The organism is Lysobacter sp. CFH 32150 (assembly GCF_022758295.1).
In the GTDB taxonomy this organism is placed as follows: Bacteria; Pseudomonadota; Gammaproteobacteria; order Xanthomonadales; family Xanthomonadaceae; genus CFH-32150.
Genome location: NZ_JALDWJ010000009.1, coordinates 71,140 through 87,862 on the forward strand (window position 1 = coordinate 71,140; position 16,723 = coordinate 87,862).

Consider the following 16,723-nt stretch of genomic DNA (forward strand, 5'->3'; position numbering starts at 1 on the left):
CGTGACCCATCACCACCATGCTCCGGGGAATCCATCCATCATGATTCATCGTCATCGCGCGCTACGGCGCAGCACACTCTGTGTCGCTCTCGGCTTGTGTTTCGCCGGCAGCATCCACGCCCAATCCAACACCGCAGGTGCCGTCGCCGGCAATGCCACGGCCGGCGACACCATTACCGTGTCGAATCCAGCCACCGGATTCTCCCGCACCATCACGGTCGGGGCTGACGGCAACTACCGTTTCTCGGCGCTGGCTCCCGGCCAGTACACCGTGACGCGCAATGGGGGCAGTGCCCGCAATGTCAGCGTCAACGTAGGCACCGCCGCCAACGTCGATTTTCAGGGCAGCGGGGATGCTGCCGCCCTCGACACCGTCACCGTCGTCGGCACCGGCGCGATCAACCCGATCGACGTGACCTCGGTCGAGTCGGCCACGGTGCTCACGGAGGAAGTCATCGACCGCCTGCCGGTGGCACGTAACGTCGCGGCCGTGGCGCTCCTGGCACCGGGCACGGTGCGTACCGACATCTTTGGCGGCAATGCCGTGTCGTTTGGCGGCGCTTCGGCGGCGGAGAACGCGTATTACATCAACGGTTTCAATGTCACCAATATCCGCAGTGGCCTGGCATACAACGAGGTGCCGTTCGAAGGTATCGCCGAGACCCAGGTCAAGACCGGCGGCTATGGCGCGGAGTTTGGCCGCTCGCTCGGTGGCGTAACCAATATCATCACCAAGCGCGGTACCAACGAGTGGAAGTTCAGCGTGGGCGCGGTCTGGTCGCCCGATGCATTGCGCGCGCCCACCCAGCGCGTCGGCCGTGTCGACAACGGCAGCGGTCCGTTCGTGCTGCTGGACTCGAACACCGAACGCTCCAACCTGATCTACACCGTGGCCGCCGGTGGTCCGCTGATCAAGGACCGCTTGTTCCTGTACGGCCTGTACCAGGGCGAAAAAGACGAAGATGACTTCTACGGCACGCAGAACGCCGCTGGCCGGCAGACCGCCACGCGCAGCAACCATGACGAAGCCTCCAACTCGCAGGGACTGGTCAAGCTCGACTGGAACATCAACGACAACCACCTGCTCGAACTCACCGCCTTCCGTGATCGCGACGAGACCCTGCGCACGTCCTACGACACGCGCACGCCATGGGGCACCGATCGCATCCGCGAGGTCGGCCGGACCACGTTCCTCACCGGCGGCGACAACTACAGCGCGCGGTGGACCGGCTACCTGACCGACACCCTCACCCTGTCGGCGCTGTACGGCAAGGGCGAGTACGTCAATGCCTCCATCGTGCCGAACCAGGACTGTCCATACGTGTTCGACAACCGCGACAGTCACCAGCATGGCTGCGCGGTGCAACAGAGCTTCGGCACGGATGAAGACGGCGATAGCCGCACCGCCTACCGCATCGATGGCGAGTGGGCGATCGGCGACCACACCCTGCGCTTCGGCCTCGACCGCGAGGAAATCCATTCCATCGCCCAGACCGTGTCCTCCGGTGGTTTGCAGTACACCGTGGACGACATCGACGACATCGACCTCCCGGCACAGATCGAGGCCAATGTCCCCGTCGGCACCACCACGATCGTCACGGTCCGCCAGTTCGCCAACGGCGGCGAATTCGACACCGAGAACACCGCCTGGTACCTCGAGGACCGCTGGCAGGTCACCGACAACTTCCTCGCCTATCTCGGCTTCCGCAGCGAGTCGTTCAAGAACCTCAACGCCGATGGCGTGACCTTCGTCGAGGTCAAGAACACTCGCGCGCCACGCCTGGGCTTCGCCTGGGACGTGCACGGCGATTCCAGCGCCAAGCTGTTCGGCAACGCCGGCCGTTACTACATCCCGATCATGACCAACACCAACGTACGGTTGGCGGGTGCGGAAACGGATATCCAGACCTACTACGCGTCCAACGGCACCTTCACCGGCGGCCGCTTCGACCTGCCGCAGCTGGGCACCAATCTCGGCACCGTGGTGCAGGCCGACGGCGTGGCCAACGACCCGCGCGGCGTGGTCGATCCGAACCTCTCGCCGCTGTACCAGGACGAGTACATCGTCGGCTTCCAGCAGCAGCTGAGCGAGAAGTGGAGTGCAGGCGTGCGCGGCATCTATCGCAAGATGAGCGCCGGCATGGACGATTACTGTGGCTACCAGCGTCCGTACGACTGGGCGGTGGCGAACGGTTACACCCCGAACGAGTTCGATGCAGCCGGTAATGTCATCGCGGTGCATGAAGCCGGACGCATCGCCAACGCCACCAGTGCGTGTTTCCTGATGAACCCCGGCACCGACCTGACCATGAATGTCGACCTCGACGGCGATGGCCCGAACGGATTGACGCAGCTCGTCATACCGAACTCGGTGCTCGGCCTGCCCAAGCCGAACCGCACCTACAAGGCCCTGGAGTTCTTCTTCGAACGCGCCTGGGACGACAAGTGGACCGTGCAGGGCTCGTACACCTGGGCCAAGAGCTTCGGCAACAGCGAGGGCTACGTGAAGTCGGACCTGGCGCAGCCTGACGCCGGCATCACCGCCGATTTCGACTTCGCCGAGTTCACCGAGCACTCCTACGGTTACCTGCCCAACGATCGCCGCCATGCCTTGAAGGTGTTCGGCGCCTACAAGGTCACCGACGAGTGGAGCGTCGGCAGCAATATCCTGATCCAGTCGGGGCGCCCGAAGAACTGCTTCGGCAGCTACGCCGGACCGATTACGCCGCAGGACCCAACCCTGTACTCGAACGTCTCGTTCTATTGCGGAGGCAGGCCATCGCCACGTGGCTCGTGGGGCCGGACGGAATGGCAGCGCAACGTGGGTGTCCAGATCGCATACCAGCCCAAGTGGCTGGAAGGACTCCGTGTCGGACTCGACGTGTTCAACCTGTTCAACGAAGACGCCGTTACCGCGGTGAACGAACGCGAAAACCCCGCATCGCGTTTCCACCAACCGATCGCCTGGCAGGCACCGCGCTCGTTCCGCCTGAGCGTCAGCTACGACTTCTGATTCACCAGCACATAGAGCGCCATCCATGGTGCCATTGAGTAACCCCCCGGACTTCCCGCACCGGCCGCCATTGCCGGTGCGGGGTATTTTTCTGGTGCGAAGGCTCGGGACGACTTGGCTTCAGGCGTGCGGCAACATCAACTGCTGGAGGAAGAATGCTGGATATCTACTGGGGCATCGTGATCATTGCGATTGGCGTGCTCTCTGATCAATCGGTGTTCCTGGGCGACTTCAGTCCTTTGAGTTTCATCTTTGACGGGTTTGGGATTTTCTGGCTTGGCAAGGGCATTCTTGCCCTGAACAAAAAGAAGCGGGAGCACACCCAGTCCGACGAGCCGTCCGGCAATTCTGCTTAGCGACGATTCAAGTCTAAGCAGGCGTTACGAATGGCCGTGCGGGGCTTGCCTCAACCAATGCGATGTTACGAACGCCAAAGTCGCGGGGCACTACACCGTACTGACGGCAGCAACTACCGGCAACGAGTGGCGGGGCAGATCGATGGTGAACACGCATCCTGAGCCGGGAACGTTGCGAACGCTGAGAGTGCCATCGTTCGCTTCAACGCTGCGGCGAGAGATCGACAGGCCCAGGCCCAGGCCACTGGTATCCGCGCCCATCTGCGTAAACGGAAGGAACATCGTTTCGGCCCCTGGGGGCAAGCCGCCGCAGCGATCTTCAACGTCGATCAGAATGCGATCGCCCACGGCATAGGCGTTGAGGCTCACTTCGCTGAGCGGGTGCGAGAACTTGAAGGCGTTCTGCAACAGGTTCCCTGCCGCCGATAGCAGCAGGTCGCGGTCCGCATCGACCGCCAGCAGCGGATCGACATGCGAGACCGTCAATATGCAGTTCTTGACCTTCGCCTCGAGCGATGCGGAAAGCTTGATCTCGGCGATGAAGTCGGCCAGAGAAAACAGCTGGTTCTGTACGGGCGCTCCAGCCGCCATCCGCACATCGGCCAAGGAGCGGTCGATCAGATTGGCCAGGCCCACCAGGGCACGATCGAGCACGCCACCCGTCGCGCCGCTCAAACCCACATTGCCTTCCTTGATGATCGAAAGCGCCAGCGTCGCGGTGCACAGCAGGTTCCGCAGTTCGTGGGCGAAGAAGCCCAGCCGTTCGTTCAACGCATCGGCCTGCAGGCCGGCCACGACGGAATCGCGTTGGTAGCCGAACTCGGTGACGGCATTGGCGATGGCGTTGTCCAGGCAGCGATTGAGCGTCCTGAACTCATCGATGTCGATGAGTACGCCCCGTTCGAATGCCAGGTCGGTGATGGACTGGCACAAATCGCCATAGTCGTGAACGACTTCCTCGACCGTGAAGCCGTGCTGCAACAACTCCTTGCCGTGCAGCGCCGCCGATTCGCTGATCTCCGATAGCGCCGGCTTGCCTCCCCCGGACGGTCCGGACACCTTGCGACTGCGTATCGGGTCCGACGTCTGTTCCACCTGGAGCGTCTTGATGAGCTGTTCGAGGAAGATCGTCACCCCGTGTTCCAACTCTTTCTCAAGCACGCCCGGAGGCGCTCGCTGGGCGACCTTGGTCCTGCACCGTGCGATCAGTTCCGCCCGGTTCGCGGTGAGGAACTCGTGCATCATTCCCGCACCATACGCCCTGTTCGTTCCAGTTGCGCAGACCGAGGCCTGACGCCGTTTGCGGGCATCCGGCTTGCAGGAGCGGTCGGCCTTCACAGGATTTGAGACGGCCAGGCCTTACGTTGCGGGCATGACGAACGAACTCAGCTGGACACCAAGCCGTTTCCTCCCGGGCGAATGGGAGGCTGTCGCGAACGGCATCCATTACCGAATTACCTGCTTCCCCACGGCTGGCCGCGCGGAAGGCGCGCACTTTGCGGCCGCCGACAAGATCGACCTCGGGCGCTTCGAGGGCGGACCTGCGGGCAAGCGAGCCGCGATGGATGCGTGCCAGGCACACGCCGAAGCTTTAGGACGTTCCCTACACTCGAGTACCGACGACTGTGCTTTGGCATCGGCGACCGCGGCCTGAGCGCTTGGTGATTCGTTTCAACGATTGCGTTGTCGGTGCGATGGGGTTGAAGTCCTACTGATGCCCGCCGCTGTGCTCATCCTGCTCGTCACGATCGCTGGTGGCGGACAGCCATGCCGGTTTCTCGTCGTGCTTGCGTGACTCTGGACGATTCCTGCGCGCACCGACCCTCTGATCGGCTGCCTTCGGTTTGTCACCACTGACGGCTTCTCCTCCGGTCCTGATGATCTTGCTTTGCTCGTTGTTCTCCATATCGGCGAATCCACGACCTTGCTGCCGGCCGCCCCTGTTCTCGGGGCGGGACTGATTCGAATCATCCCGTGTGTTTTTGGTAGGCATCGATGGCTCCTCGGTAACTGGCTACCAAGCATTGCGCTTTGTGCTGTTAGTTCGCTGCGCGCATGGCGTCAATGTCGACGTAACGTCGTTCATCGCATCAGCGATCCGTTGTGGTCGTCGTTTTTTGCCTTCCCTCAGGTGCCTGGAATCAGGCCTTGGCGGCCCTGCCGCCGGGCCTGGTTGAAGCGGCTCCGCTGGGGGTATACGGTGGCTTTCACCCGGCTAACCCGGGCTTGTGGTACTAGGCTGGTCTGCACCGCAGTGGTACGCGGACACTTCTTCGAAGTGGTGGCGCATGGAAGGCACCTACGACTACTGGCTGGTAATGCTGTCGATGGCCGTTGCGGTCATGGCCTCGTACGTAGCCTTGGACCTGGCGTCGAGGGTGACGGCCAGTGCCGGGCCGGCCGCGCGCTATTGGCTGGTGGGCGGCGCGGTCTCGATGGGGATCGGCATCTGGTCGATGCATTTCATCGGCATGCTGGCGTTCCGGCTGCCCATCCCGATGTCCTACAACGGGCCGATCACGGCCCTGTCGCTGCTCATCGCGATGGTCGTTTCCGGCTTCGCCTTGCACACGGTCAGCAGGGACAGCCTGGGGCTGCGGCGCCTGGCACGCGGTGGCGTGCTGATGGGGATCGGCATCGCCTCCATGCACTACACCGGTATGGCGGCGATGGAGATGCGGCCGCCGGTGATCTACGACCCCATGCTGTTCGTGCTGTCGATCGTCATCGCCATGGTGGCGTCGTGGGCGGCATTGTGGATCGCATTCCAGCTTCGCCTCGAGACGCTGCTGTCGGGCTTCTGGCGCAAGGGCGGTAGCGCGTTGCTGATGGGCGCCGCGATCTGCGGCATGCATTACACCGGCATGGCCGCGGCGATTTTCTCGCCGTTGTGCGTGGCGACGGTGGGCGCGCCGACCATTCCCAACTTCTGGATGGCGGTGACGATCTCCTGCTTCACCTTCATGTTGCTTGCGACCACCCTCATGGTCTCGATGGCGGACGCGCGGCGCGCGCGTGAAGTCAGCCTTCATCAAGACCGGATGAACGCGCTACGGGAAATGCATGACGAGCTCGAGCAACGCGTCCACGAGCGCACCGCTGAGCTGGCGCAGGCCAACGACGCGCTGCAGGCCGAGATCGGACAACACGAACTCACCGAACAGGAGTTGCGGGAGAGCCAGGACGAAGCCCGCGCCATCATCGACACGGCGTACGATCCCTACATCGCCATCGATACCCACAGCGTGATCCTGGACTGGAACAAGCAGGCCGAAAGCGCCCTGGGCTGGTCACGCGAGGAAGTGGTGGGTCGCAACATGGCCGAGATTCTCATTCCAGAACCATTCCGGCAAGCCCATTACCGCGGTATCCAGCATTTCCTCGCGACCGGCGAGGGACCGGTGTTGAACAAACGCATCGAGATCACGGCGCTGCATCGCGATGGCCATGAACTCCCGGTCGAATTGACGATCTGGCCGACCAAGCTGGGGGGGACGTACAAATTCAGTGCGTTCCTGCATGACATCAAACGCCAGCGCGCGATCCGGAGGCTCGTTGCGCAAACCGCCGCCGCCGCCACGCTGATCGAATCGGCCACGCTCGCTGACGCCGCGCCGAAAGTGCTGGAGGCGGTGGGTACGGCAATGGGGTGGACGGTCGGCGCCTTGTGGGCCGTCGACAACATCACCAATACGATGCGCTGCGTCGAGGTCTGGCAGCATCCGGACACTGGTGACTCGGCCCATGCCTTCCTGGACATGACGTTGGCGATGTCCGTCGTTCCGGGAGAAGAACTGCCTGGTCGTATCTGGGCCAGTGGCCAGCCCTTGTGGGTCCCCAATGTCGCGCTCGGCACGGATTCGCCTCGTGCCTGGTCTGCCGCCGGACAGGGATTCCTTGGTGGGATCGGTTTTCCGATCCTCAGCGGCACGCAAGTGTTCGGCGTGGCTGAGTTCCATGCCCCTGCGATCCAGGAGCCAGATCCGGAATTGCTCGGGATGATGGATACGCTGGGCAGTTTGCTCGGGCAGTTCATGGCGCGGAAGCGGGCGGAAAGCGCGCTCGCCGATAACCAGCAGCATCTCGCCGAGGCCCAGCAGATTGCGCATGTCGGCAGTTGGGAGTGGAGCCTCGCCAGCAACAGGATCACGTGGAGCGATGAGCTGTATCGCATCCACAGAAGCGATCCGCAGGATTTCGAGCACACACCAAAAGGCTATCTGAGGCTGATCTATCCAGCGGACCAGAGGCTTGTCCTGCGCACTGTCGATCGAGCCTTCCACCAGAAACAGCCATTCGATTTCGAGCATCGCGTCGTTTGCCCGGACGGCGAGGTTCGCGTCATCCAGACGCGGGGTCGGATGCTGATCGATGGCCACGGGCGGGTCACGGGGATGGTGGGCACGGGCCAGGACATCACCGAGCGCAAGGAAGCCCAGCAGCGCCTCCAGCAACTGGCGCATTACGACGTGCTGACCGGCCTGCCCAACCGTCGCCTGTTCCACGAATCGCTGGAAAGCGCGATGGCGATGGCCGACAACCATGGTTGGCAGGTGTTCCTGCTATTCCTCGACCTGGACAGCTTCAAGGACATCAACGACAGCCTCGGGCATGCGGTCGGCGACGAACTGCTGCGCCAGGTCGGTCAACGCCTGCAAGGCTGCCTGCGCCTGCGCGACACCGTCGCGCGGCTCGGAGGCGACGAGTTCGGCATGGTCCTGCTGACGCCCAGCGATCCGCAGCTCGCCGCCAAGGTCGCCAAGAAGATCCAGAACACGCTGGCGGTGCCATTCGACGTGGAGAATCACGCGGTCAGCACCACCGCCAGCATCGGCATCACCGTGTATCCGTCCGATACCAACGACATGCACAGCCTGGTGCGCTACGCCGACCTGGCGATGTACGAGGCCAAGCAGGGCGGCCGCAATTGCTACCGCTTCTACACGGAGGCGATGAACCTGCGCGTCCGCAAGAAGCTCGAGCTGGAGTTGGCATTGCGCGGCGCCCTGGAGCGGGAGGAATTCGAGCTGCACTACCAGCCCAAGGTCTGCCTGCGCAGCGGTCGCTGGACCGGGGTAGAGGCCCTGGTGCGCTGGCATCGGCCTGGCCACGGACTGGTGTCGCCGGCGCAGTTCATTCCGGTGTTGGAGGACACCGGCCTGATCGTGCCGGTCGGCGCCTGGGTGATCACCACGGCGTGTCGTCAGTTGCGCAACTGGCAGCGCACCGGCCTTGGGCCGCTGCCGATCGCGGTCAACGTCTCGGCCCAGCAGATCATGCGCAAGAGCCTGCTGCCGGCGCCGGCCGATCCCCGCCGGCGCGTGCACATCGATAACGATCCGCTCGGCCTCTCGTCGGTCACCGCCGCCAGCCTCCAGAAGTACAAGGTGATGCCGGGGCATCTGGAGCTGGAGCTCACCGAAAGCGCCGTCATGGGCGATGCCGAATACAGCGTGGAGATGCTGCAGCGCTTGAAAGCTTTGGGCGTGCGGATCTCAGTGGACGATTTCGGAACCGGCTACTCCAGCCTGGCCTACCTGCGCCGCTTCCCGGTGGACACGGTCAAGATCGACGGCGCCTTCATCCGCGACCTCACGACCAATGCCGAAGATGCTTCGATCACACTGGCCATCATCGACATGGCGCATCGACTCAATATGCGCGTGGTCGCCGAGTGCGTGGAAACGGTGGAGCAACTCGAATTCCTGCGTGCGCACGGTTGCGACCAGGTGCAGGGCCACTACATCGCACGCGCCATGCCGGTGCATGAACTCGAGCAGTTGTGGCACAGGAGCAACGGATTCGCGCACGATGTCCTGCAGGAAATGGAGTCCGAAGAGGCGAAGTAGCGGCGCCCGCTCCCCTGTGGGAGCGACGTAAGTCGCGATGAAAATCGCTATCTTTCGGCAGTCAGCGCGTACAAGAGGCTGGCATCTTCCTCGTCGAGCGTCGTCGTATCGATACCGCGGTAATGCAGGTGGAAGGCGCGGATGGCGGCCGCGGGATCGTCGAGCGGATAGCCGAGCAGGCGTAGTGCCACCATCGCATCGAAGCCAAGCGGCGCCGGACCACGGTCGGCCGCAGGCCAGCGCCCGAACCCGGCATCGGCGAGGCGCTGCCATGGGAACAGAGCACCCGGATCGATCTTGCGCGTCGGCGCCATGTCGGCATGGCCGATGACGTTGGTGCGCGGAATGCCATGGCGCGTGCACAGGTCGTCGAGCAGGCGCAGCAAGGTCGCGATCTGCTGTTCCGGGAACGGCTCGCGGCCGTTGTTGTCGATCTCGATGCCGATCGAAGCCGAGTTGACGTCGCTGATCGCGCCCCAGCTGCCGCCACCGGCATGCCATGCGCGATGCTCGTCGGCGACGAGCTGGTAGAGCTCGCCATCCTTTCCGATGAGATAGTGCGCGCTGACCGGCCCGCCCGAGTTGCGCGTGCGCAGCGTGTGCAGGCTCTGCTGCACCGACTCCTGCTCGGTGTAATGCAAGACGATCAGCGTGGCCTTGCGCGCGCTGTAGTTCGGCGACGGCACCCACTGCGCCATCGGGTTGCGTTGCGGTGCATGCATGCACGCGGCAAGCAACAGAACCGCGCCCAATACCGCCAGTCGCCGTGGATTCGATCGCAAGATGCTCTCCACCCGCTTCGAAAGAGCGTCAATAGTGCTTGCATCGAATCCATGCGTCCACGCCCCACGCCCACCCCACACCTGTGGGAGCGACGTAAGTCGCGATTCGCCACGCCCAAACTCAACCCAAATCAGGCACAACAACACGCCCTTCGCGCGCCGAGACGACAGCCGCTTCGAGCACCGCCATCACCGCGATCGCCTGCACGGGTGGGACCGGATTCTCACCGTGCCCGAGCAGCGCATCGCGTATCGAAGCGTAGTAGCGCGACTGGTCGCCGCGCGGTACCGCCATGCGTCGTGCGGAGCCAGATTCGTCGTATACGAACAGGTCGTCGTCATCGACACCCCACTGCGCATCCCCAGGGCGCAACCCCGCGACCAGCTGCGCCTCCTGCCGATCGGGTTGTCGTTTCACCACGCTGCCGCGCGTGCCGTGCACGAGAAAGCGATGGCTGCCACCGGCGGCCAGCATGCCGGCATGCAGGATGGCGCGTCGTTGGCCGAAGCCGAGCACGATGTGCATCCAGTCATCCACTTGCGCCCCCTCACGCTGTGCCGCGACGCATGCCTGCACGGTGTCCGGCCATCCAAGCAACTGCAACGCCTGGTCGACCAGATGCGGTCCCAGGTCCCACAGCACGCCGCTTCCAGGCCCCGTCTGTTCCCTCCATCGCGGACGCGGCTGGGGACGGAAGCGATCGATGCGCGATTCGAGATGCATGACGTCGCCGATCAGTCCGTCGTCGATCGCCTGCCTGATCGCCAGGTAATCGGTGTCCCAGCGACGGTTCTGGAAGACGGAGAGGAGGCAATTGCGCTCCTGCGCCAGCGTGCCGAGTGCACGGGCTTCGGTCAGCGACAGCGTGAACGGCTTGTCGACCACGACATTCCTGCCTGCCGACAGCGCGGCGCGAGCGATCGATGCATGGCTGTCGTTGGGCGAGGCGATGACGATCAGGTCGGCGCGCGGGTCGGTTGCTGCGCGCATCGGATCATCGATGACTTCGACGTCCGGCAGGTCCGCATGCACTTTGCCGGCATCGCGCGAAGCCACGAAGTCCAGCGACAAACCGGGCACGGCCTGGATCAGCGGCGCATGGAACGTGCGGCCGGCGAAGCCATAGCCAACCAACGACACACGTAGAGGGGCTTCGCGCTCGCTCATGCACTGTTCCTGTCAAGGCTGGACCAAGAGTACAAATTTCGCGTTGGTCGCAGGTGAGAACGGCGCGATGGAGATTGCAGAATGCCTCCTCTGACGCGGGCTCAGATCTCGACAGGTGCGCCCAGCTCCACCAACCGCGTAGTCGGGATGCGGAAGAAATCCGTTGCCGGCGCCGCATTCCGGTGCATGAACCCAAACAGCCTGTCGCGCCAGATGGGCATGCCGCGGTGTCGGATCGCGACGATGGTTTCCCGGCTCGCGAAGTACGTAGTGTCCATCGGGTCGAAACAGATGCTGGCGCAATCGCTGGACCGCATCAGGGCCAGTGGAACATCGGGCGTTTCCATGAAGCCGTAGCGGATCGTCGCGCGATAGAACTCCTCGCCGATGGTGTCGATGGTGAGCCGCGAATTCGTCGGCACGAAGGGCACGGCCTTGGTCTCCACCGTCAGCAGCACATTCCGCTCGTGCAGCACCTTGTTGTGCTTGAGGTTGTGCAGCAGGGCTTTCGGCACGATGCCCTGCTGTGCCGTCAGGAACACCGCCGTGCCCGGCACGCGAACCGGTGGCGACAGCATCAGGCCGGGCAGGAAAGTATCCAGCTTGATGCCGTCCTTGAGAATCTCGGCCTGCAGGAGCTGGCGTCCACGTCCCCAGGTGCGCAGCATGGTGAACACGACGATGCCCAGTGCGATCGGGAACCACGCACCATCCATGAACTTCACCAGGTTGGCGAACAGGAATGCCACGTCCACCAGCACGAACAGTGCCGCGAGCGGCCAGAACACATAGCTGGGCATCGCCGCACGTGCGCGCATCGCGACGATCAGCATGATGCTGGTGATCAGCATCGTGCCTGTCACGGAGACACCATAAGCGGTCGCCAGCGCGGTGGAACTGCCGAAGCCGATCACGGTCGCGATCACTGCGAACATCAACAGCCAGTTGATGGACGGGATATAGATCTGGCCCATCGTTTGACGGGATGTGTGCTTGATCGCCATGCGCGGCAGATAGCCGAGCTGGATCGCTTGTCGTGTAGCGGAGTAGGCGCCGCTGATCACCGCCTGCGAGGCAATCACCGTGGCCGCTGTCGCGAGACCAACCATCGGATAGAGCGCCCATTCCGGCACGCCGAGATAGAAGGGGTTCTTGACGGCTTCGGGATTGGCGAGCAGCAGCGCGCCCTGGCCAAGGTAGTTGATGGTCAAAGCGGGCAGCACGAGGAAGTTCCAGGCGAACGTGATCGGGCGGCGGCCGAAATGGCCCATGTCGGCGTACAGGGTTTCACCACCGGTGACGGCGAGCACCACCGCACCCAGGATGAAAATCCCGTGCCAGCCGTGTTCGATGAAGAAGCGGGCACCCCACCAGGGGTTGAGTGCATTCAGGACTTCCGGATTGCGACTGATGCTGAGAACACCGATCGCGGCCAACGCCAGGAACCACAGGACGATGATCGGACCAAAGGCGCGACCGATCAGGTCCGTACCGAAGCGCTGCGTCGCAAACAGGAAGAACAGCACCGCGATGGTGACCGGTAGCACCCAGCTGTGCAGCGCGGGCGTAGCGACTTCGAGGCCCTCGACTGCCGACAGCACCGAGATCGCGGGCGTCAGCACGCCGTCGCCGAAGAACAGCGCGGCACCGAATACGCCGAGAATGCCGACCAAGTAGGCCGCTTTGGATGCAGGCGGCAACGTGCGTTGCGCCAGCGCGGTCAACGCCATGATGCCGCCTTCGCCCTCATTGTCGGCGCGCATGATCACGAGGACGTACTTCACCGTGATCACAATCACCAGCGACCAGAACACCAGCGACAGGATGCCGAGCACGGTGGCATGGTCTGGCGTCAGGCCGTAGTGCGGCGAGAACGCTTCCTTCATGGTGTACAGCGGACTGGTGCCGATGTCGCCAAAGACGACGCCGATAGCCCCGAGCATCAGCGCGCCAAAGCTGGCGCCGCCACGATCGTGTTGGGTGGAAAGTGCGATTGCGGAGTCAGGGCTTTCGGTCGTGGTGCTCATTGGTCTTCTCGCGTCGTGGCACGCTGCAAGGCCGCTTCGATACGTATCGGCGTGGATGCCAGTGTTCCCGTGCCGGGCATAAACGCAGAAGCCGCCTCTGGCGCCTCACGCGTAAATTCCGCGTAAATTTTCCCGGGCCGGACGACGCGCAGATGGGGAAATCGATGCGCTCCCGGCACAATGGCTTGTCCCCGATGGAACCGCCGATGCATCCGAATGACGAATCGACAGGTACCGTCAACCCCGCCGCCGGCTACCTGCTGGCGGTAGTGGGCTCGCTGCTGGCGGTGTTCGTTGCGGCCGCCGCGGAGCGTTGGGTCGGGCTAGACGATCTGTCGCTGGTGTTCATGCTGGCGGTGCTGGTGGTGGCCGCGCGCACGCATACCGGTCCGGCCGTGCTCACCGCGTTGTTGTGTTTCCTTGCCTACAACTTCTTTTTCATCGAGCCGCGTTACACCTTCTACATCAGCGCAAGCCAGGGCGTTGCGACGGTCGCCTTGTTCCTCGCGGCGGCATTGCTGGCTGGACGCCTCGCTTCGCGCCTTGCCATGCAGGTGCAGGCATTGCGTGCCGCAAACCGCGATGCCCTGGCCCGCCAGCAACTCGGGCAACGCCTCGCCGTCGCCGCGGACGAGGACGAAGTCGTCAAGGTGGCGAACGACATCTTCAGGCAGAGCCTGGATGCTCATGTCTGGGTTCGCCTGGGCGAGCGCGGCCTGCATGCCGCAGACGTCCAGCCGCCTGCGCTACCGGTACTGCGCCAGATCGAAGGACTGACCCAACGTCATGCCGAGACGATCGAGGAACATGGCTGGTGGTTCCTGCCGTTGCAGGCGCCGCGGGGTGCACTGGGCGTGATCGGTTTGAAACTTCCAGGCCATGTCCAGCTGGATGAACGCCGGCGGCAACTGGCGAGGGACATGGTCAACGACGTCGCGCAGGCGCTGTTGCGTACGCGGCTGGTGGCCGACCTGCAATCGGAGCGTGTCGCGAACGAGACCGAACGCCTGCGCAGTGCCTTGCTTTCATCGGTGTCGCACGACCTGCGCACGCCGCTGGCGGCGATCATCGGCGCCGCCGGCAGTCTGGATAGTTATGGCCAATCGATGAACGACGACGATCGTCATGCACTGCTCGACACCGTGCGCAGCGAAGGCGAACGTCTGGACCGCTACATCCAGAACCTGCTCGACATGACACGCCTGGGCCATGGCTCACTCGCGCTCAACCGCGACTGGATCGGCGTCGATGAACTGATCGGATCGGCGGTCGGACGTTTGCATCGCTACCAGCCCGGTACGCGATTCGCAGTCTCAGTGGACCACGACCTCGGCCCGATCTGGGTGCACCCGGCGTTGGTGGAACAGGCATTGTTCAACGTGATCGAGAACGCGGCCAAGTTCTCGCCGCCGGACGAAGTCGTGGCGATTGCCGCATGGCGGGAAAACGACAAGCTGCACATCGAAGTGCGCGACCGCGGACCTGGCATCCCCGAGGAAGAACGCCGACACATCTTCGACATGTTCTACAGCGTTGAGCGCGGCGATCGCGGCCGCCACGGCACGGGGCTCGGCCTGGCGATCTGTCGCGGCATGATCGGCGCCCATGGTGGCGAAGTTGAAGCGCTGCCTGGTCCGGATGGCCGCGGCACCCACCTTCGCATCACGTTGCCGTTCAAGGCGCCGCCGCAATGACCGACCTTCCGCAAGCGACAGCGGCACCCGCGCGCGTGCTGGTGATCGATGACGAACCGCAGATCCGGAAGTTCCTGGAGATCAGCCTGCGCGCCCAGGGCTACACGGTCGGCCTCGCGGAGACCGGCGATTCCGGCCTGGAAGCATTGGCGACCCAAGGCGCGGATCTGGTGGTGCTCGACATGGGCCTGCCGGACCGCGACGGATTGCAGGTGCTGCAGGACATCCGGCAGTGGTCGCAGGTGCCGGTCATCGTGGTGACCGTCCGCTCAAGCGAGACGGAGAAGGTGGCGGCGCTGGATGCCGGCGCCAACGACTATGTGACCAAGCCATTCGGCGTACAGGAATTGATGGCGCGCATTCGTGCACTGCTGCGACTGCGGGCGAGTTCCGGTGAGGCAGCGCCGGTATTCGACGATGGCCACCTGCGCGTCGACCTGTCGCGCCGCGAAGTGAGCATCGCCGGTGAACCCGTGCCGCTGTCGCGCAAGGAGTACGCGCTGCTTGCGTTCCTCGTCCAGCATGCCGGCCGCGTAGTCACGCAGCCTCAATTGCTGCGCGAACTGTGGGGGCCGACGCACCAGGATGACACGCACTACCTGCGCATCCTCGTCGGCAAGCTGCGACAGAAACTTGGCGATGATGCAGCGGCGCCACGCTGGATCGCGACCGAGCCCGGCATCGGCTTGCGGTTCCTGTCGCGATCCCAGGACTAGAGCGATATTGCATCGGCCCCGCGATTGCGGGGCCGATGGTTTGCGGATCATTACTTCCGGATGAAGTCCAGGAGATCCTGGTTGAGCCGATCCTTGTGCGTGTCGGCCAAGCCATGCGGCGCACCTGGATAGACGATCAGCTGCGCGTTCTTGATCAGCTTGGCCGAGGCTTTGCCGGACGCATCGATCGGCACGATCTGGTCGTCGTCGCCATGGACCACCAGGGTGGGCACGTCGAACTTCTTCAGGTCGTCGCGGAAATCGGTGGCTGAGAATGCCGCGATCGAGTCGTACGTGTTCTTGTGGCCCGCCTGCATGCCCTGCACCCAGAACGACTGGATCAGGCCCTGCGAAGGTTTTGCACCGGGACGGTTGAAGCCGAAGAACGGACCCGAGGCGATGTCCAGGTACAGCTGCGATCGGTTATCCAGCGACGCCTTGCGCAGGCCGTCGAACACTTCGATCGGCAGGCCGCCCGGATTGCTTTCCGTCTTGAGCATCAACGGCGGCACGGCGCTGACCAGCACGGCCTTCTTGACTCGACTCGTGCCATGGCGGCCGATGTAGCGCGCCACCTCGCCGCCACCGGTCGAGAAGCCGACCAGGGTGACGTCCTTCAGGTCGAGGGTGTCGATCACCGCCGCCAGGTCGTCGGCGTAGTGATCCATGTCGTTGCCTTCCCAGGGTTGGCTGGAGCGGCCATGTCCGCGACGGTCATGGGCGACGACGCGATAGCCCTGCGAAGCCAGGAAGATCATCTGCGATTCCCAGCTGTCCGAGTTCAGCGGCCAGCCGTGGCTGAAGGCGACGACCGGACCGTTCCGCGGGCCCCAGTCCTTGTAGTAGAGCTGCACGCCGTCACGGGTGGTGATGTAGCTGGCAGCCTTTTCGATGCCTGCGACGGGTGCGTTGCCCTGCGAACCAACGGGCTGTGCAGCTGCGACCTGGCCGGAAGCGGCGAGGGCCAGCACGGCCGAGGCCAGGGCGCGATTCAGAACGTTCATGGTGTTCTCCTTGGAAGTGGGGTGGGGAGGCAATGCCTGTCGGCAGGACGTACTTTGCAGGCACGCGGGGTACGGAATGTTGCTTAAAATCCTGAAAAGATGACCCGGAGTATC

The 16,723-nt window shown here is 63.7% G+C and carries 11 protein-coding genes and 1 pseudogene; 6 read left to right on the forward strand and 6 right to left on the reverse strand.

The genetic code is table 11. From position 1 onward, the window contains the following. The first annotated feature begins 40 nt into the window (after positions 1 to 40). Together MO486_RS13130 and MO486_RS13135 are read left to right on the forward strand one after the other, a co-directional pair. Positions 41 to 3,013 carry a TonB-dependent receptor plug domain-containing protein gene (locus tag MO486_RS13130; protein WP_242908508.1) on the forward strand — a complete coding sequence of 991 codons (2,973 nt, stop codon included), beginning with the start codon at positions 41 to 43 and terminating at the stop codon, positions 3,011 to 3,013. Positions 3,014 to 3,168: 155 nt separating this feature from the next. After that, entirely contained in the window at positions 3,169 to 3,369 is a 201-nt protein-coding gene (locus MO486_RS13135; protein ID WP_242908510.1) for a hypothetical protein, read from the forward strand. Between the two features lie 90 nt (positions 3,370 to 3,459). On the opposite strand, the gene MO486_RS16510 is transcribed toward MO486_RS13135, so the two are convergent. Further along, on the reverse strand, positions 3,460 to 4,707 hold the full coding sequence (locus MO486_RS16510; protein WP_242908512.1) for a HAMP domain-containing sensor histidine kinase: 1,248 nt from the start codon (positions 4,705 to 4,707) through the stop codon (positions 3,460 to 3,462). A 34-nt stretch (positions 4,708 to 4,741) separates the two neighbouring features. On the opposite strand from MO486_RS16510, the gene MO486_RS13145 reads away from it, so the two are divergent. Further along, on the forward strand, positions 4,742 to 5,023 hold the full coding sequence (locus MO486_RS13145) for a hypothetical protein (RefSeq protein WP_242908514.1): 282 nt from the start codon (positions 4,742 to 4,744) through the stop codon (positions 5,021 to 5,023). Between the two features lie 54 nt (positions 5,024 to 5,077). Here the strand turns inward: MO486_RS13145 and MO486_RS13150 are convergent, their stop codons facing one another. Then, the gene (locus MO486_RS13150) at positions 5,078 to 5,362 is read right to left on the reverse strand and encodes a hypothetical protein (protein WP_242908516.1); all 285 of its coding nucleotides are present in this window, start codon (positions 5,360 to 5,362) and stop codon (positions 5,078 to 5,080) included. Between the two features lie 295 nt (positions 5,363 to 5,657). Here MO486_RS13150 and MO486_RS13155 point away from each other — a divergent pair, with 295 nt between their 5' ends. Beyond that, positions 5,658 to 9,218: an EAL domain-containing protein gene (locus tag MO486_RS13155; RefSeq protein ID WP_242908519.1), complete on the forward strand. Its 3,561-nt coding sequence runs from the start codon at positions 5,658 to 5,660 to the stop codon at positions 9,216 to 9,218. 47 nt (positions 9,219 to 9,265) lie between these two features. Here MO486_RS13155 and MO486_RS13160 read toward each other — a convergent pair whose 3' ends face one another. From MO486_RS13160 to MO486_RS13170, 3 genes are all read right to left on the reverse strand, one after another. After that, positions 9,266 to 9,940 carry an N-acetylmuramoyl-L-alanine amidase gene (locus tag MO486_RS13160; protein WP_242908977.1) on the reverse strand — a complete coding sequence of 225 codons (675 nt, stop codon included), beginning with the start codon at positions 9,938 to 9,940 and terminating at the stop codon, positions 9,266 to 9,268. Between the two features lie 181 nt (positions 9,941 to 10,121). Then, entirely contained in the window at positions 10,122 to 11,168 is a 1,047-nt protein-coding gene (locus tag MO486_RS13165) for an oxidoreductase (protein WP_242908521.1), read from the reverse strand. Between the two features lie 101 nt (positions 11,169 to 11,269). Further along, on the reverse strand, positions 11,270 to 13,195 hold the full coding sequence (locus tag MO486_RS13170; protein WP_242908523.1) for a potassium transporter Kup: 1,926 nt from the start codon (positions 13,193 to 13,195) through the stop codon (positions 11,270 to 11,272). 257 nt (positions 13,196 to 13,452) lie between these two features. On the opposite strand from MO486_RS13170, the pseudogene MO486_RS13175 reads away from it, so the two are divergent. Both MO486_RS13175 and MO486_RS13180 read left to right on the forward strand, forming a co-directional pair. Then, positions 13,453 to 14,889, forward strand: a pseudogene (locus tag MO486_RS13175) (ATP-binding protein); the annotation flags it as partial. Next, complete coding sequence (locus MO486_RS13180) at positions 14,886 to 15,605, forward strand: response regulator transcription factor (RefSeq protein WP_242908525.1); 720 nt, start codon at positions 14,886 to 14,888, stop codon at positions 15,603 to 15,605. The pseudogene MO486_RS13175 and the gene MO486_RS13180, both read left to right, overlap by 4 nt. 50 nt (positions 15,606 to 15,655) lie before the next feature. On the opposite strand, the gene MO486_RS13185 is transcribed toward MO486_RS13180, so the two are convergent. Beyond that, positions 15,656 to 16,609, reverse strand: a complete 954-nt coding sequence (locus MO486_RS13185; protein ID WP_242908527.1) for an alpha/beta hydrolase — start codon at positions 16,607 to 16,609, stop codon at positions 15,656 to 15,658. Between the last annotated feature and the right edge of the window lie 114 nt (positions 16,610 to 16,723).